Origin of the sequence: Tessaracoccus sp. MC1865 (assembly GCF_017815535.1) — a bacterium.
In the GTDB taxonomy this organism is placed as follows: Bacteria; Actinomycetota; Actinomycetes; order Propionibacteriales; family Propionibacteriaceae; genus Arachnia.
On sequence record NZ_CP072596.1, the window covers coordinates 69,804 to 87,043 of the forward strand.

Sequence of the window (17,240 nt, forward strand, 5' to 3'; positions counted from 1 at the left end):
CACCCATGAAGCGACGCACGTTCCTCACTGTTGCCGCAGGCAGCACCGTGGTCTCGTGCGCGCCCGGCTCCCATCAGGAACCGACTGCCAGCTCCCAGCCTGTTGCCGTCGCGGACCCTGACATCGCGTCGCTCGGCGACGTCACGTTGACCGTGTGGGACCAGGAGGTCCGCGGGGGTCAGAACGCCACGATGGAGGCCTTGAACCAGGGCTTCCAGGACGCGTTCCCCAACGTGACGATCCGGCGACTGTCGCAGTCCTTCGACGACCTCCGCAAGCAGGTCACACTCGCGCTCTCCGGCAACGATGTGCCCGACGTGATGCAGGTCAACAACGCCCGGGCCGACATGGGGGCCTTCGTCCGTGCGGGTCAGATCCTCGACCTCTCCGGGTTCGCGGCCGCCTACGGCTGGGACGACCGGTTCGCCGGCTCGGTGCTGGGCAAGATGCGCTACTCACCGGATGCGGTCAGTTTCGGGGAGGGGAACCTCTACGGAGTGCCGCAGACGGGGGAGATCGTCGGGTTGTACTACCGGCAGGCGACCCTGGACAGGCTCGGCGGCGAGGCCCCCGGAACGTGGGAGGGCTACTTCGCCCTGCTCGACGCGGCGCGCGGCGACGGGCTGCAGCCGATGGTGCTCGGCAACCTGGACAAGTGGCCCGCCCTCCATGTGTTCGGGCCGCTCCAGGCTGCCTACGTGCCCACGGACGACATCATCAAGCTCGGCATGGGCAACTCGGGGGCCAGTTGGACCAGCGCCGCGAACCTCGAGGCGCTCACGAAGTTCGCCGCCTGGGGTGCGGAGGACTACCTGGGTGACTCTCCCAACGGCACGGACTACGACTCGGCCTGGCTCCACTTCGCCGAGGGCAAGGCTGCCTTCCTGCCGGCCGGGAGTTGGCTCGCCACCGACCTGCAGGATGCCGTGGGCGAGGGACTGCGCTTCATGGCTCCGCCCATGGGCCTCGACGGTGCGCTGGCCACCACCGGGGGTACCGGCATCCCGTGGTCCATCCCGTCGAGGGCGGCCCATCCGGAGGTCGCGGCCGCCTATCTGGACTTCATCACCAACGAAGGGGCCATGGAGACGGTCGCGGCCAACGGCGGGCTCCCCGTGCTGCGGGCAGGCGAGCTGGCGCCGGAGACCGGGGTGCTGCACGACGTCTTCGTGGAATTTGCGGCCGTGTCGCAGCGGGGCACGCTGTTGCCCTATCTGGACTACGCGACGCCCAGCTTCGGCGACACCGCGGGCGCGGCGTTCCAGGAACTGATCGGCGGCCAGAAGGACCCCGAAGCGGTGGCCGAGGTGCTCCAGGCCGACTACGCGGCCTTCGTCAGCTGAACAGAGCCGTGATCAGGGGCGCCGCGGTGGTGCCGCCGCTGTCGCCGACCTCCACGAACGCCGACACCGCCACCTTGTCGTTGTAGGCGATCATCCACGCGTGCGTCTGCTGGTTGCCCGTCGGTCCCCACTGGGCGGTGCCCGTCTTGGCGCCGATCATCTTGCCCTTCAGGGACTGCGCGGTGCCGGTGTCCACCGTCGCCTTCATCATGGCCTGGAGGCTCTGCGCCTCGGCGGCCGCCAGCGGAGCGGCCGTCGGCGACGCCTGGTGGCCCTTGACCAGCCACGGCACGACGGTGCGGCCGGCGCCCACGGAAGCGGCCACCGCCGCCATGCCCAACGGCGACATCGTGATCTGGCCCTGACCGATCATCGACGCGGCCCGGTCGATCCGGTTGCTCGGCGCCACTGTGCCGAAGTTCGACGTGAACCCGGCGTCGTAATCGGTGCCCACGCCCAGCGAACCGGCGGCAGCGGCCAGCTGGTCCGAGGTGACGGTGTCTGCGCCCGCGACGAACGCCGTGTTGCACGAGTACTTGAAGGCATCCGTGAGCGTGATGGCGCCGGTGTGGCTGTAGCCGGTGTAGTTACCGAAGGTGTAGGTGTCGATGGCGAGCGTGGGCGGGCACTGCACCGTCGACGACGGCGACAGCCCGTGCCGCAGCATCGCCAGCGACGAGACGACCTTGAACGTGGAACCGGGAGCGAACTTGCCGAACGTGGCGTGCGGATAGGTGCCACCCGACGGCGACTGGGCCGCCGCGAGCAACCCACCGTCGGCCAGGTTGATCACCACGAGCGACGCGAGACCGGGCTGCGCCGCGAGGACCGCTTCGGCCTTTGTCTGCAGGTCACGGTCCATGCTGAGGTCGATGCCTTCGCTGACGGATTCGTCCTGGAGGAACAGCGGGCGAGGTTCCATGGGGGTGGGCGACGGCGACGCGCCCTCCTCCGCCGCCCTGGACACCAGGTCCACCCGGATCAGGGGCACTCCGCGGAGCTGCTCGTCGTAGCGCAGCTGCAGGCCGGAGATGCCCACGCGGTCGTTGACGGTGAGCTTGCCGCCGGACTTCTCGATCATCTCCGCGGTGGGTTCCCCGATCGCGCCCAGGATGGGCGCCGCGAACGTCGAGCTGGGGCCCAGCACCGCACGGATCTCGCGCACGTGCCGGCCCGGCACATCGGCGACCCCGGCGGGGATCTCCGACTGGGGCAGCGTCTTGGCGATCACGAACGCCCGCGGCCCGCCGCCCAGCACCTTGGCCGTGAAGGCCTCCGCGTCGGCGCCCAGGAGGGTGGCCAGCTGGGCGGCGGAGGTGGCCCATTCGGCTTCGGCCAGCGCGGCCTTGTCGATGCCCACCTCGTAGAGCGCGCGCTCCTCCACCAGCGCAAGGCCGGTGTTGTCGTTGATCGGCCCGCGCTTGGCCTCCTCCTGCGTGAAGCGCAACCGCGTCGACCCCGTCAGCTCAGGGTGCGCCAACGTCGGCGACCACTCAAGCACCCACTGGTCGTCGCGGAGCGTGAACGCGGCGGGCGTGGCGTAGGTCCAGCCGTCCACGCCGAGCGGGTACGTCACCGTCAAGGTGCCGACGGCGCCCTCACCCTGGTAGGTCAGCTCGCCCGGTTCGAACGTGGGGTAGATGCCATCCATGCCGGCGAAGATCGTTTCGAGTTCGGCCTGCGCCGCGGCGTTGCTGGCCGACATCGTGAGCTTGGAGACATCCCTGGCAGTCAGGGCCGCGGCCACTTCCGCCAGGACGGAATCTGCGGCCGGCACGTCACCGGCTGGGCTTGCGGCCGTCGGCGACTCCTGCGGCTGGGGCGAGTCACCGTCGGCGCCCGGGGCGCAGCCCGAGGCGAGTAGGACGGCGGTCAGTGCCGCGGCCAGTAGTCGACGCATCAGGGACCTCCTCTTCGGCGCCACCCCAGGCTACCCAAGGGTGACGACAGCCCTCGCAGAACGCGCGGTGGCTTCCGGCGTTTCCGGGCTGGCGGTGCCGGACGGTAGACTTGATGAGTCATCGACGTTGGCCCTGAAGGGTACCGATGGCAGAAACCCCGCTTTCTCGCCAGTCAGGAGCTTTTGCGTGTCGACAAACGTGCCCCTCTGGGTCTGGGCGATCACTCTGGTCGCCATTCTGGCCCTTCTCGCGTTCGACTTCTTCTTCCACGTGCGGCAGGCGCACGAACCCACCCTGCGTGAGGCCACCATCTGGTCGGCCTTCTACGTGGGGGTGGCGATCCTCTTCGGTGTCATCCTGCTGATCTTCGGTGGCACCACCATGGGCGTGGAGTACTTCTCCGGCTATCTGCTGGAAAAGGCGTTGTCAGTTGACAACCTCTTCGTCTTCCTGGTAATCATCTCCAGCTTCGCCGTGCCTCGCGCGGACCAGCAGAAGGTGCTGCTGTTCGGCATCGTCTTCGCGCTGATCGCCCGCTCGGCCTTCATCTTCGCCGGCAAGGCGATGATCGACAACTTCACCTGGACCTTCTACCTCTTCGGCCTGATCCTCATCGTGACGGCTGGCAAGCTGCTGGCGCCGGAGAAGGAAGACTCGGAGGCGGACAACTTCATCATCCGCCTCGCCAAGCGCTTCCTCCACACCACGGACCACTACGACGGCGACAAGCTCTTCACCATGGAGAACGGCCGCCGGGTCCTCACCCCCATGCTGCTCGTGATGGTGGCCATCGGCGGCACGGACATCCTGTTCGCGCTCGACTCCATCCCCGCCATCTACGCGGTCACCACCAACGTGTACATCGTGTTCGCCGCCACCGCGTTCTCGCTGATGGGTCTGCGTCAGCTGTACTTCCTGATCGACGGGCTCCTGGACCGCCTCGTCTACCTGAAGTACGGCCTGTCGATCATCCTCGGCTTCATCGGCGTCAAGCTGGTGCTCGAGGCGCTGCACACCAACGCGCTGTTCTTCATCAACGACGGTGAGCCTGTCAACGTGTTCACGTTCGACGCGTACACCTCACTGCCCGTCATCATCGGCGTGCTGACGCTCACGGTCGTGGCGTCGCTGGTCTCGCCCAAGGGCAAGCTCATGGCCGCCGTCCGCCGTGTGGACCGCCTGGCCCACGGCTACCTGAGCCACGACTACCAGGGCGAGCCGGGCGAGCGCACCGCCAAGTACGAGGAGATGCTGGCAGCGCAGAACGCCCTCATGCGCTTCGACCGCGAGAAGGTCGAGGCCATGATGGAAGAGGTCGGTGCCAACTGGTCCGTCGAGAAGGCGGAGCGCGCGCACGCCGAGGCCGGCGACTACTGACGTGCAGCTGATCAGCGCCCTCAGGCGACTCTGGCGCCACGCAGCCTTCCGTCGGCTGCTGACCCTGCGGATCCTGAGCCAGGCTGCTGACGGCACACTCCAGGTGGGGATGGCCAGCTACATCCTGTTCTCCCCACAGTCGCAGGCCAGCGCCTGGGCGATCGGGGGGGTGCTGGCGCTCACCCTGCTGCCGTTCACCGTGATCGGCCCGTTCGTGTCACCGCTGCTGGACCGCTGGTCGCGACGCAATGTCGCCCTCTACTCGGACCTCACCCGGGCGGTCCTCGCCGCCACCATCGGCGTGATCATCGCCACGGGGGCCACGACGGGGGGCTGGGCCGTCGTGCTGTTCGGCGCCCTGCTGGTCGCGATGAGCATCAACCGGTTCATGCTGGCCGGGCTGTCGGCCGGGCTGCAGCACACCGTCGAGCAGGACGAGTACCTCACGGCGTCGTCGATCGTGCCGACGGTGGGGCCCATCGGGGTCGTCATCGGCGCGGTCGCCGGCTTCGCCGCCCGGTTCGCGCTCGGCGACGCGCTGGGGGCCAACAGGGCCGATGCCATGGTGTTCGGGTTGTCGGCGGTGATGTTCGTCGGCTCGGTGCTGGTGTGCCGCGGTTTCCACCGCGACGCCCTCGGCCCCGCCCCCGTTGACCCAGCCGCTGGCGGCGTGGGTTCCACCGTCGTCAGGCGGCGTTCGACCACGGAGGTGGTGGCCGGCCTGGCAGATGCCGCCCGCCATCTGCGCACCCGTCCCGTCGCGCTCCTGGCGCTGCTGTTGATGGCCGCCACACGGCTGCTGTTCGGCCTGCTCAGCGTCGCGGTCATCCTCGCCGCCAGGCACCTGTGGCACCCTTCGGACCGCCCGGAACTGGCGCTCGCCGACCTGACGGTCTGGGGCCTGGCCACCGGCGCCGGCTTCATCCTGTCGGCACCCGTGGTGCCCGTCATGGTGCGGTGGCTGGGGCTGCGTCGCACCTCGATCGCGGTGCTCCTGCTCGGCACGGCCACCTCGGCGGCGTTGGCCATCAGCTCCGCGAAGCCCGTGGTCTTCGTGACCAGCTTCTTCGTCGGCCTGGCCGTCCAGGCGTTCAAGGTCTGTGTGGACACCATCGTCCAGTCGCACGTGGAAGAGCAGTACAAGGGCCGCGTCTTCACCTTCTACGACATGTTCTTCAACGCCGCATTCGTGACGGCGGGGGTCGTGGCGGCCTTCGTGCTGCCCACCACGGGGCTCTCGACGGCGGCCTTCGTCGGCATCGGGGTGGGTTACGTGGCCTGTGCAGCGGTGCTGTTCGGGGCTGGGGCGCGTCTTGGGCACGCCACGTTCGAACGCGGGACGGAAGACCTCACCCGCGCGTCCTGAACGCCGGTGTCAGTCGGTCGCCTCGGCCCACAGCTCGCGGCGACGCGCGGCCTGCCGACGGTCCACCGCCCCCACCACGACGCAGGCCAGGGTGATCAACCCGACGAGCCACAACAGTTTGCGCATCATGGCGGCCAATCTACCCGGCCGGGCCTGGGTACCGCGGCTCACCAGCCGCGGGCGACCCAGTCAGCCAGCTGCGGGCGCTCGGCCCCGATGGTGGTGGAGGGTCCGTGCCCGGTGTGGACCACCGTCTCATCGGGGAGCGTGAAGAGCCGCTCGGAGATGGACCCGATGATCTGTTCGAAGCCGGAGTAGCCCCAGCGCGTGGCGCCCGGGCCGCCCTCGAAGAGGGTGTCGCCGGTGAAGACGCAGCCGAGATCCTCCGCCACTAGAGACACCGCCCCGGGCGTGTGGCCCGGGGTGTGGCGCACCTCCAGCTCGGTCCCCGCGACGGCGAGGTGCTCGCCGTCGAGCAGCGGGTTGAAGTCGTCGCCCGGGTGCTCCTCGTCCCAGAGGAACCTGTCGGCCTCGTGGAGCCGGATGGGCGGGCTGCCCACCAGGGGTGCCAAGTCCAGCACCGCACCGATGTGGTCCCAATGTCCGTGCGTCAGCACGATCTGCGTGACGCGCCGCCCGCCCACGAGTTCGACGACGGCCGAGGCGTCGTGGGCCGGGTCGATGATGATGGCCTCGGTGTCGTCGCCCACCAGCCACACGTTGTTCTCGAAGCCCTGGCCGGAGGCGGTCACCAGATGTTCGACGCGGGCGCTCACGCCCCGGTCCCGATCGGCTCGACGAAGGCCTGCGAGGCGAGGGTGATGAGCCGCTTGGATTCCTCGTTGTAGCCGATCTGGCGGGGGGAGTAGTGCAGTGTCTCGAGGATCTCCAGCGCATCGGCGACAGGGACGGTGAAGCGCACGCCGGCGCGGGCGGCGGCCTGCTCGGCGACCTCCAGGTACATGGGCAGCAGCCCGGCGCGGGTGGCGCGCAGCCGCTCGCCGAACTCGGGCACCCGCGCGGCCCGCAGCGACAGTTCCACCTCCGTGGCATGCAGTGCGGGGGACAGGTGCGCCACGTCGAGGATGGCGGTGACGATGCTATCCGCCGGGATCTCGTCGGGCATGGTGGCCAGCGCGTCCCGGATCCGGGCCGACGCCTCCTCGGCCACGGTCTGGGCGATCTCGATGCAGAGGTCGTCCTTGCTGGAGAAGTTCGAGTAGAAGGCCCCGCGTGTGAAGCCGGCCGCCTCACACACCTGCTCGACGCTGGTGGCGTCAATGCCACGGGTGCCGAACTCGCTGATGCCGGCCTCGACGAGGCGGGCGCGCGTGGCCCGTCGTCGGGCTGTGTCCAAGACCGTCATGTTGCTCACTTTCGCGACGGGTACAGGAATGTATTGAAATCGGTACACCGATGTATCCTGATGCCGGTACACCAGAGGATAGGGCAATCTCATGTCAGCTTGGCTTTACGCCGTCGGCAAATGGTGCTTCCGGCGCCGCCTCACCGTGCTCGCCATCTGGCTGGCGGTCCTCCTGGGCCTGGGCGGCGCGGCCGCGGCCTGGTCAGGGAGCTTCAACAACGACTTCGAAATCCCCTCCTCCAACTCCCAGGAGGCGTTGGAGAAGCTGAGGATGACGTTCCCGCAGGGTGCCGCATTGTCGGCCATGGCGGTGATCGTGCTCCCCGAGGGCGAGTCGGTCGAGACCTACCGGCCCCAGATCGAGGACGCTGTCGCCAGCTTCGCCGCGCTCGACGAGGTGGAGGCCGACGGCGCCACCTCGCCCTGGAACGAGTTCGTGGACGGACTCGTCTCCGACGACGAACGCGCGGCGCTGATCCAGCTGAGCCTCGGGTTCTCCGGAGTGACCCCGACCGCCGACGACCTGGCGCCCATCACCGAGGTGGCCGACGCCCTGCAGACGGAGCTGCCGCCGGGCAGCGAGGTCGCGATGGGCGGCGAGGCGTACAACATCGAACTGCCCGCGCTGAGCCTCATCGAGATCATCGGCCTGGTGGTGGCCCTCATCGTCCTCACCGTGGTGCTGGGGTCCCTCGTTGCTGCGGGACTGCCGCTGCTGACCGCCATCATGGGCGTCGGCATCACCACGGCGCTCATGTTCCTGCTGACGTCGGTCTTCGCCATCAACTCCACCACGCCCATCCTCTCCGTGATGCTCGGCCTCGCCGTCGGCATCGACTACGCCCTTTTCATCCTGTCGCGGCACCGCGACCAGTTGCGCCAGGGCCTCGAGCCGCAGGAGTCGGCCGGCCGCGCCGTCGGCACCTCCGGGTCGGCCGTCGTGTTCGCCGGCCTCACCGTCTTCATCGCGCTGCTCGGCCTGTCCGTGGCCAACATCCCGTTCCTGACCGTGATGGGCATCTTCGCTGCGCTCGGCGTGGCCCTGGCCGTCGCCGTCGCGCTGACCCTGCTGCCCGCGCTGATGGGGTTCATGGGCGAGAAGATGCGCCCCCGGGAACGCGCGCCGAAGGCCAGGAAGAAGTCCCGTTCCGGGACGGGTGCCTTCGCCTGGTGGGTGGGCGTCACCACCAAGCACCCGGTGGCCACCATCATCAGCGTCGTCGTGCTGCTCGGTGCGTTGACGATCCCGACGGTAGGGCTGCAGGTGTCGCTGCCCAACGCCGGCCAGCAGCGCGCGGAACAGCCCGCGCGGATCGCCTACGACCTCATGGCGGAGCACTTCGGCGAGGGCGTCAACGGCCCGCTCGTCGTGACCGCCGACATCATCGGCTCGACGGACCCCCTCGGCGTCATGGCCGACCTCAAGGCCGACATCGAGCGGATGGACGGCGTCGCCTCCGTGCCGCTGTCCACCCCCAACCCCAACGCCGACACGGGCCTCATCCAGGTGGTCCCCACCACCGGCCCGGACGACCCCGCGACCGCCGTCCTCGCCCGCGCGCTGATGGACCGACACGACGAGTGGCTGGCCGAGTACGACGTCAACACCAACCTCACCGGCATGACCGCCGTCCAGATCGACATCAGCGACAAGCTCACCCAGGCGCTGCTGCCGTTCGGGCTGCTGGTGGTCGGCCTGTCGCTGGTCCTCCTGGCCGCCGTGTTCCGCTCGGTGTGGGTGCCGGTGAAGGCGACGGTGGGCTACCTCCTCAGCGTCGGCGCGGCGTTCGGTGCCACCACTCTGGTGTTCAACCACGGCTGGCTGAAGGAGCTGGTCAACCTCGAGCGCGGCATGCCGGTCATCTCGTTCCTGCCCATCCTGCTGATGGGCATCCTGTTCGGCCTCGCCATGGACTACGAGGTGTTCCTCGTCAGCCGGATCCGTGAGGAGTACGTGCACGGCAAGAGCGCGCTCGACGCCATCCGCAGCGGCTTCGTCGCCTCAGGGCCGGTCGTGGCCGCTGCGGCCGTGATCATGTTCGCCGTGTTCGCGTTCTTCGTCCCCGAAGGCATGGGGCCGATCAAATCGATCGCGTTCGCGCTGGCCGTGGGCGTCGCTGTGGACGCGTTCCTGGTCCGTATGACGCTGGTGCCGGCCGTGATGACGCTGCTCGGCGACCGCGCCTGGTGGCTGCCCGCGTGGCTGGACCGCCTGCTGCCCACCTTCGACGTGGAGGGCGAGGTGCTCTCCAAGGAGATGGCGCTCAAGGAATGGCCCGGCGACGGGTCGGCGCTGCACGCCGAAGACCTTGAGGTGGAGGGCATCGTCGAGCCCCTCACCCTGTGGCTGATGCCCGGCCAGGTGGCCGGTGTCGTCGGCCCCGTCGGTGCCCGCACCGGCGCCCTCCTGGCGCTGGGCGGCAGGCTCCAGACCACCGGCGGCCGAGCCCGGGTGGCCGGCGCGCTGCTGCCCGAAGGAGCCGGCCGGGCCCGCCGTCGGGTGACCTACCTCGACCTGGCCCGTGTCGACGACGTGGCCTCCGCGCTGGAGAGCACCCGTCCGGCCACCGTCGTGATCGTCGACTCCGTCGACGTGGTGACGCCGGGCGCCGCGCGGGACGCCCTCGACCAGCTCATCCAGAACACCCGTTCGCGGGGCGCCGTCCTCCTGGGCGCCGCCAGCGCGGAGCACCTCATCGACCTGACCCCCGACGGCGTGCTGAACGTCGCCACACCCCTGCACGAGGAGACAAGGGCATGAGAAACACCCGCCCCACCCCTGCACAGATCGTTGCGATGGCCCTTGTGCCGCTGCTGGCCGCAGGCCTGATGCTGGGCCTGATCGGCCGTGGCGGCGAGAGCCGCATCGAGGCCGCCGTCGTGAATCTCGACCAGGCGGTCACCGTCGGCGACCAGTACATCCCCATGGGCCGCCAGCTCACGGCCGCCATGGTGGAGCGCGAAGGCGACAACATCAGTTGGACCCTCGCGGATGCGCCCAGCGCCACCGAGGGCCTCAGGTCCGGCCGGTTCTCCGCCGTCGTGACCATCCCGGAGAACTTCTCCGCCAACGCCACGTCCTGGTCCGAGAACGACGCGGCCAAGGCCGAGCAGGCCGGCATCCAGGTGGCGGTCAGCGACAACGCGCCGGTCACGGACGCCCAGGTGGCCGAGCAGATCGCCCGCATGGCCACCGACACCATCAACGCGCAGCTCACCGAGGGGTACCTCGACGGCATCTACGTGGGCTTCAACACCGTGGGCGAGCAATTCGGCACCATCGTCGACGGTGTCTCCGAGTTGGAGGACGGCGCCTCGCAGCTGTCCGACGGCGCGCAGCAGTCGGCCGACGGCGCCGCGCAGCTCAACGACGGCATGACGCTACTCAAGGACAACGGCGGCAAGCTGGCCGACGGTGGCGCGCAGCTCGCGGAGGGCGTGGGCGACCTCGCCGTGGGCGTCGGCGCCCTGAACACAGGCGCCGGCCAGCTCGCCTCGGGCGCCGACCAGTTGGCCGACGGCGTGGACCAGTTCGCGGGCCAGGCGCCCCGCCTCGTCGACGGCGCCGAGCAGTTGGCCGACGGTGTCGAGCAGTTCTCCGGACAGACTCCGGCCCTCGTCGACGGCGTGACGCAACTGGCGGACCAGGGCGGCCAGTTGCTCGCCGGGCTCCCCGAGTTCGCCGAGGGTTCCGCCGCGGTGGTCGGTGGGGTTGACCAGCTCAGCGACGGCCTCAACCAGATCATCACCGGCATCGAGAATCAGCCGGTCGACACCTCGGAGCTCGATCTGTTGGCCCAGGGCGCCCGCGCCACCGCCGACGGCGCTGCCGGGCTCAGCGGCGGCCTCACCCAGGCGGACCAGGCCCTGCAGGGCTACGCCTCCGGCGCCGTGCCCATGCCCGCCGAGGTCGCCGCGGTCGCAGACCAGATCGCGCAGGCCTTCACGTGCCCGGTGGAGGATCCGGCCACCTGCGAGATGCGCCGCCAGACGTTCGCGGCCGGCGCCGCCGCGGGCGTGCAGGGCGGGTTCCAGGCCGGCACCGGCGCGGGTTCGGCCGCGCTCAACACGCCAGACCCGCAGAGTGGGCTGTCGCTGCTGGGCGGCGCGGGTCAACTCGCCGGCGGCGCCGACGCGCTGGCTGACGGGGTCGACACCCTTGTCGCCGAACTGCCGACGCAGACCGCCGAGCAGATGGCCGTCCTCAGCGGCGCCCTCACGCAGGTGCGTGACGGCGCTGAGCAGATCGTCATCGAGGCCCAGCCCATCGTCGACAACGCCCCCCTCGTCTCGGACGGCGCCACCCGGCTCGCCGGCGGTCTCCAGCAACTCAAGAGTCAGGTCGGCGCCCTGCCGGCCGGCGTCACCCAGTTGGCCGACGGCGCCCGCAGCCTGGCAGACGGCATCGCCCAACTCCCGGCCGGTGTCCAGCAGCTGCAGACCGGCGCCCGCGGCCTGGCCGACGGGGCCTCGGGCCTCGCCGGCGGGGTCGGGCAGCTCGACTCGGGCGCCCAGCAGCTGCAGACCGGCGCTGAAGAATACGTCTCGGGCGTCGGCCAGTACACCGCCGGCGTGCGCTCGGCAGCGGAGGGCACCGACGCACTCAGCGGGGGGCTCAGCCAACTGTCGTCCGGCGCCGGGCAGCTCTCGGACGGTCTCGAGCTGTTCAACACCGAGCTGACGAAGGGCGCCGAGGAACTGCCCGCCTACTCGGCCGAGGACCGCAAGCAACTGTCCAGCGTCGCTGCGTCGCCGGTGGCCGAGGAGAAGGACTTGATCACGCCCACGGAGGTGGGTTCCACGGCGCTGCTGATCGTCGCGGGGCTGTGGCTCGGCGCCCTGGCGGCGTTCGCCTTCTGGCGTCCCGTGCCGCGCAACGTCGTCAGCTCTCGTGCAGCGAGCATCGTGCTCTGGGGCCGGACGGTGTGGCTTCCGCTGGTACTGGTCGTGGGCCAGGGCCTCGTGCTGGGGCTCGTCGGTTCGGTCGTGCTGGGCCTGGGCGTGGGCACCGCCGCGGTGCTCGTGTTGCTGATGATGCTGTTGGGCGGTTCGTTCGCGTTGGCCAACCACGCCCTGGCCGGTTGGCTGGGCAACATCGGGCGGTTGATCTCAGGGCTGCTGCTCGTCGTGACGGTGGGCCTCGGCCTCTCCTCGGCCGTCGGCTGGCTCTCGCCGATCGGCGCGGTGTCGCCGCTGCAGAACGGTTTCGAGCTGGTCCGCACCCACATGGCGGACGGCACCGGTGAGGTCGGCCTGGCCTCCGTGGCGCTCCTGCTCGGCGTCGTCGCCCTCACCTTCTCGGTGACGGCGATCGCCGCCAAGCGTCGTCTGACCCCCGCGCAGTTCCGGGCGGCCCACGCCGGCTGATACTCCAACCAGGTGGGCGTACGGGCCCCCGCCACCGGCGGGCCAACGGTGTGTGACGTGACCCGAACGGCTGGTTAACTTGGCAGCGGTTTATGCCCGGAGGAGATGGCTATGGGTGACGCTGACGAGGCGTGGGAGCAGCTGATGAAGCGGGCCGCCGAGGGCGGTTTCGCCGGGCTGCGTGCAGATTCAGATGACGAGATCGACGACACAGACCTGGGCGAAGCACCCATCAACCCCAACTCCACCGGAGCCAAGGGCAAGAAGGGCGCCGGCGGCCCGGCGATGATGCCGCCCATGATGGGTGGCCCCGGCGGCGCGGGCCGCCCCGGCGCACCCGGTGGCGTGGCCCCCGGAGACATGGCGGGCGCCATGGGTGGCGGGATGATGCGAGGCGCCCCCGGCGCGGCCGGAGCCGGCATGCCCGGTGGTGCCACGTCGATGGGCGGCGGCCTCGCCGGAGGCGGCGCGGGCGCCCCCGCAATGGGCGGTGTGCCCGGTGGTCCGGGTGGCCCCATGGCAGCGGGCCTCGGCCCGGACGGGAGCGGCCCCGGAGACCCGGGCTATGTACCCCGTCCGGGTGATCCGGGCTATGTCCCCGGCCCTGGGGAGCCTGGCTACGTGCCGGGGCCCGGCGAGCCGGGCTATTCACCCCGCCCCGGGGAGCCCGGCTATTCACCCCGCCCCGGGGAGCCCGGCTATTCACCCCGCCCCGGGGAGCCCGGCTATTCACTGCGTCCGGGTGATCCCGGCTACGTGCCGCGTCCGGGTGATCCTGGCTACGTGCCGGGCCCGGGGGACTCCGGCTACGTCCCCGGCCCGGGCGATTCGGGCTACGTCCACGGCCCGGGCGATCCCGGCTACGTCCCCGGCCCGGGCGATCCGGGCTACGTCCCGCCGTCGCCCGGCTCAGAGGGTCCCTCGCCGTACCAGCCGCCGAGCTATCAGCCACCCTCCTATCCGGCGCCCTCGTCCCCGCCCGCGTACCAGCAGCCCGGCGCCGAGGGTTCTGGGCAATACACGTCACCCAGTTACCCGACAGGCCCAGGGTCGTACTCACCGTCCGGCGGCGGCTCGGGCGGCGGCGGGAGCACCGGTGACTATCAGGTGGATCCGGCCCAGCTGGAGGCTGCAGCCCAGGAATGGGAGGATCTGTCCGGTGAGATGGAATCTGTGACGTCGACCCCGGTCCCCACCGAATTCGGTCTGGTGCCGGACCTCGGTGTGAACTCCCTGACGTCGTCCACCACTGACTGGTCCTCCGGGGCGGGCGGCGAGTACAACACGATCTCGTCGATGCTGCGGGCGTCGGCCAGCGACTACCGGGGCACGGAGCAGGCCAATGCCCAGCAGGCGAAAGGGATGATCTGATGATTCTGCCGATCAATCTCGTTGACGGGTTGTTCATCAAATTCGGCGGCCAGCCGAGCGGATTCTCCCTGACCGAAGCGGAGGGCGTGGGGGCCCACCGGCTCGGGCCAGCCGCCGATGCGCTCAAGGCTGCCGTCGACGCCGCGGTGGAGGCGGATCGGAAGGACTCCGTGAACTGGTGGGACGAGTTCCTGTCGTTCGTGGAGCACGGACTCTTCGGCTACCAGCAGGACCGCCGCGAGTTTGAGGCGAAGGGCGAGAAGATCATCCGGGATCTTCAGCGCGAGGTTGAGGCCGTTCGCGAGCAGATGACGGTCGTCCGAACGGAGGTGGGGCATGTCCCCGGGGACCTTGAGGCTGATGCGAGACGGTGGCGCACCAAGGCCGACCAGGTGTCACAGATGCGCAGCAGGATCACTGCGCTGCGACAGATCCCCGGCTGGGTCAGCGGAGCAAGTAGCAGTTACACGGCGCGCAGCATCGTGCAGGACGGCGCGACGGAGGAACTGCGGGGGTTGGCCACCAGCATGGCCAATGCGATCAGCCAGCTCGCGCTGTTCAATCGAGCGCTCTTCCTCGTGATGGAGCGCGAGATCAAGGCCACCACCCAGGCTGTCCAGAGTCTGCAGCCTGGCGCCAAGGGCTATCACTACCGACGGGTTGCCAACGCGCTCGATCTTCTGAGGGCGTTGCGGACGAACCTGCAGGACGCCCAGTTCGGACGCCCTGTCCGAGACAGCGCCGATGCGCTTGCCGGCAAGGTGACGGAATGCCTCTCGGCTCCTCAGTTGCTTCAGCCTGGCACGTGGCCCACAGGCGGTGGGCAGGCCTCTGTCCCGCCGGCCCCCACGGACTCGGTGCCGGATCCGGATGAGGCAGAATCACGGGTGGACGATCCGGCTGGCGCCCAGCGGCCCGGCGGAACCAACGACGGGGTGAAGAGGTAAGGAATGCGTGGAGCCGTTTCGATGGGATTGCGGTCCCTGGCCGCCTGCAGTGTCACGCTATTGATCGTGAGCACCGGCTGCACCCCGGACGGCCCGGCACCCCCCAGCCCTACAGGGACTGTTGAGGCGTCGACGGATGCTCCCTCGGCGACCCGGTCGTCCAGTGACCCGGCGGCCACTGGGTCGGTGCAGCTGGAGGAGTTGGGCGAGGACGATTACCCCACGACCGTCGGGGATTTCACCCTGAACTGGCTGCTCGGACAGCCGGTGTACGACGCCGGAAAAGCGGATCGGATCGTTGTTGCGCCCTGGGCATGGAGTGAGCGGGCGGCCGAGTGGAGCGAGGGCCTCGAGAATGGGCAGACAGAACTGCGCCCCGGTGTCTGGTGCTACGAGGCGAATGACGCGCAATGGTGCGTCGGGAACTCGGCGAGCGGTCGCCTCTTCCTCAACCGGGACATGTTTGACACCTTGACGCTGGACGAACTCGCCGCCTGGACCGAAAGCTTTGTGGCGGAGGTTCCCTGACGTGACCGAACTCGACGACGACCTGGACCCGCTCGCGCCGCCACCCTACGGCGGCGATGAGCCCGAGGAAGAGGCGATCGACGAATCCGACGGCGGGTTCTCAGACCGCGAAGGCATTGTGCGCCTCTGGTCTGAGCACGGCCGCCTCACCAAGGTGCGGCTGAGCCCCGTCTGGTTCCACAAGGTGCCCGACGCCGCGGCGTTGGAGGCCCGGTTCCGCGAGGCGCTGATGCTGTCGACCCTCCAGCTGGCGGCACCGCCAGAACCCGGTGCGGCTCCCGAGGAGCCCGAACTGCCCCGTGAAGTGCGCGAGCGTCTGCGCGACCTGCCCGCGCTCAGCCGTCGGTCGCTGGTGTTGTTCGACACCCTCGGCCGGGACCTCGACGCGCGGCATGCCGCAGCCCTGGCTGCGACCCGGCAGACGGAACCAGCCGTGCCGGCCCGGGGCCGCTCGAAGGGCGTCACCGTCATCCTCAACGTCGACGGTGGGGCGGAACGCATCATGTTCGATCCGAAGTGGCTCGACGATGCCCAGGTGGGGTCGATCTGTACCCACATCATGCTGGCGGCCGAACGGGCCTATGCGCGCCACAATGCCGTCGAGCTGCCACCTGCTGCGCTGGATGAACTGGCCCAGGAGAGAGACCTCATGAGGGCGGCGCTGCTCACCATGCTGCAGCCGCGCGACAGGCGGCCCTGACAGCGTCCTTTCTCCCAATCGGGCGCGGCGCACGGCGATTCAGCACGCAGTTATGTGCACCGGTGTCTAAGACCTGTGCACAGGTGTGCACGGCTGTTGCAATGACGTGCAACTTGCTCTTTGCTGGGGTCAAACGCGTCTATGGAAGACGTCTATCTGACACTGCAGTCAGGAATGGAGAAATCATGGGAACCATCTTCCTCTCTGAGGCCGTTGGCTCGATGCTGCTGCTGCTACTCGGTGGTGGCGTGGTGGCCAACGCATTGCTCGCCAAGACCAAGGGCAACGGCCAGGGCTTCCTCTTCATCAACTGGGGGTGGGGCCTCGCGGTGTTCGCCGGTGTCCTCGCCTCCTACGCATCGGGCGGTCACATCAACCCCGCCGTCACCGTCGGCCTGCTCGTCAACGGCGCTGAGGAAATGGGTGGAGAGCCCGTCTCCGTCGGCCTCGTGCTCGTGTACTTCGCCGCCCAGCTCGTCGGTGCCATGGCCGGCGCCGGCCTCGTGTGGCTGTCGTACAAGCAGCACTTCGACACCGAGACGGACCCCAACCTCAAGCTGGCCGTCTTCTCGACCGCACCTGAGATCCGCAACCCGCTCTGGAACCTCATGACTGAGGCCATCGGCACCTTCGTGCTCGTGTTCGTCGTCATCGCGGCCGGCAAGTTCACCGAGGCGGGCGGCGAAGGTCCGGCCAACCTCGGCTGGCTCGGCGCCCTCGGCGTGGCACTGCTCGTCGTCGGTATCGGCATCAGCCTCGGTGGTCCCACCGGTTACGCCATCAACCCCACCCGTGACCTCGGCCCCCGCCTCATGCACGCCATCCTGCCCATCCCCGGCAAGCGCGACTCCGACTGGAGCTACGCCTGGGTTCCGGTGGTCGGCCCCCTGATCGGTGGCGCTCTCGCGGGTCTGCTCGCGATGGTCCTGCTCCCGCCGGTCGCCTGATCGCATCCATCCAACCTCACTGACGAG

At 69.5% G+C, this 17,240-nt stretch carries 13 protein-coding genes; 10 read left to right on the forward strand and 3 right to left on the reverse strand.

Translation table 11 applies throughout. The features are described 5' to 3' along the window. Positions 1-5 precede the first annotated feature (5 nt). Positions 6-1,343, forward strand: coding sequence for an ABC transporter substrate-binding protein (locus tag J7D54_RS00275; RefSeq protein ID WP_182763046.1), 1,338 nt, complete (start codon positions 6-8; stop codon positions 1,341-1,343). Here the strand turns inward: J7D54_RS00275 and J7D54_RS00280 are convergent. Continuing rightward, positions 1,336-3,243, reverse strand: a complete 1,908-nt coding sequence (locus tag J7D54_RS00280; protein WP_245244048.1) for a penicillin-binding transpeptidase domain-containing protein — start codon at positions 3,241-3,243, stop codon at positions 1,336-1,338. The two genes, J7D54_RS00275 and J7D54_RS00280, sit on opposite strands and share 8 nt — an antisense overlap. Positions 3,244-3,430: 187 nt before the next feature. Between J7D54_RS00280 and J7D54_RS00285 the strand changes: the two genes are divergently transcribed. Further along, complete coding sequence (locus J7D54_RS00285; protein WP_245244050.1) at positions 3,431-4,621, forward strand: TerC family protein; 1,191 nt, start codon at positions 3,431-3,433, stop codon at positions 4,619-4,621. Between the two features lies 1 nt (position 4,622). After that, on the forward strand, positions 4,623-5,987 hold the full coding sequence (locus J7D54_RS00290; protein WP_182763043.1) for an MFS transporter: 1,365 nt from the start codon (positions 4,623-4,625) through the stop codon (positions 5,985-5,987). Positions 5,988-6,154: 167 nt separating this feature from the next. Here J7D54_RS00290 and J7D54_RS00295 read toward each other — a convergent pair whose 3' ends face one another. Then, positions 6,155-6,763: an MBL fold metallo-hydrolase gene (locus J7D54_RS00295; protein ID WP_182763042.1), complete on the reverse strand. Its 609-nt coding sequence runs from the start codon at positions 6,761-6,763 to the stop codon at positions 6,155-6,157. Continuing rightward, on the reverse strand, positions 6,760-7,353 hold the full coding sequence (locus tag J7D54_RS00300; RefSeq protein WP_076062167.1) for a TetR/AcrR family transcriptional regulator: 594 nt from the start codon (positions 7,351-7,353) through the stop codon (positions 6,760-6,762). The genes J7D54_RS00295 and J7D54_RS00300 overlap by 4 nt, the downstream gene beginning before the upstream one ends. Before the next feature lie 91 nt (positions 7,354-7,444). Between J7D54_RS00300 and J7D54_RS00305 the strand changes: the two genes are divergently transcribed. The 7 genes from J7D54_RS00305 (at position 7,445) to J7D54_RS00335 (ending at position 17,213) form a co-directional block, all read left to right on the forward strand. Next, the gene (locus tag J7D54_RS00305; RefSeq protein WP_182763041.1) at positions 7,445-10,114 is read left to right on the forward strand and encodes an MMPL family transporter; all 2,670 of its coding nucleotides are present in this window, start codon (positions 7,445-7,447) and stop codon (positions 10,112-10,114) included. Further along, complete coding sequence (locus J7D54_RS00310) at positions 10,111-12,720, forward strand: YhgE/Pip domain-containing protein (protein WP_182763040.1); 2,610 nt, start codon at positions 10,111-10,113, stop codon at positions 12,718-12,720. Before J7D54_RS00305 ends, J7D54_RS00310 begins: the two co-directional genes overlap by 4 nt. A 111-nt stretch (positions 12,721-12,831) precedes the next feature. Continuing rightward, on the forward strand, positions 12,832-14,091 hold the full coding sequence (locus tag J7D54_RS00315) for a hypothetical protein (protein ID WP_182763039.1): 1,260 nt from the start codon (positions 12,832-12,834) through the stop codon (positions 14,089-14,091). Then, positions 14,091-15,038: a hypothetical protein gene (locus J7D54_RS00320; protein WP_182763038.1), complete on the forward strand. Its 948-nt coding sequence runs from the start codon at positions 14,091-14,093 to the stop codon at positions 15,036-15,038. The genes J7D54_RS00315 and J7D54_RS00320 overlap by 1 nt, the downstream gene beginning before the upstream one ends. A 186-nt stretch (positions 15,039-15,224) precedes the next feature. After that, entirely contained in the window at positions 15,225-15,566 is a 342-nt protein-coding gene (locus J7D54_RS00325; RefSeq protein ID WP_182763037.1) for a hypothetical protein, read from the forward strand. Between the two features lies 1 nt (position 15,567). After that, entirely contained in the window at positions 15,568-16,266 is a 699-nt protein-coding gene (locus J7D54_RS00330) for a hypothetical protein (protein ID WP_182763036.1), read from the forward strand. A 185-nt stretch (positions 16,267-16,451) separates the two neighbouring features. Beyond that, the gene (locus J7D54_RS00335) at positions 16,452-17,213 is read left to right on the forward strand and encodes an MIP/aquaporin family protein (protein ID WP_182763035.1); all 762 of its coding nucleotides are present in this window, start codon (positions 16,452-16,454) and stop codon (positions 17,211-17,213) included. Positions 17,214-17,240: the final 27 nt, after the last annotated feature.

Bases quoted from the DNA above. Each gene is read 5' to 3' on its own strand.
- J7D54_RS00275 (WP_182763046.1), top strand. From the start codon at position 6: ATGAAGCGACGCACGTTCCTCACTGTTGCCGCAGGCAGCACCGTGGTC.
- J7D54_RS00280 (WP_245244048.1), bottom strand. From the start codon at position 3,243: ATGCGTCGACTACTGGCCGCGGCACTGACCGCCGTCCTACTCGCCTCG.
- J7D54_RS00300 (WP_076062167.1), bottom strand. From the start codon at position 7,353: ATGACGGTCTTGGACACAGCCCGACGACGGGCCACGCGCGCCCGCCTC.
- J7D54_RS00305 (WP_182763041.1), top strand. From the start codon at position 7,445: ATGTCAGCTTGGCTTTACGCCGTCGGCAAATGGTGCTTCCGGCGCCGC.
- J7D54_RS00310 (WP_182763040.1), top strand. From the start codon at position 10,111: ATGAGAAACACCCGCCCCACCCCTGCACAGATCGTTGCGATGGCCCTT.
- J7D54_RS00315 (WP_182763039.1), top strand. From the start codon at position 12,832: ATGGGTGACGCTGACGAGGCGTGGGAGCAGCTGATGAAGCGGGCCGCC.
- J7D54_RS00320 (WP_182763038.1), top strand. From the start codon at position 14,091: ATGATTCTGCCGATCAATCTCGTTGACGGGTTGTTCATCAAATTCGGC.
- J7D54_RS00335 (WP_182763035.1), top strand. From the start codon at position 16,452: ATGGGAACCATCTTCCTCTCTGAGGCCGTTGGCTCGATGCTGCTGCTG.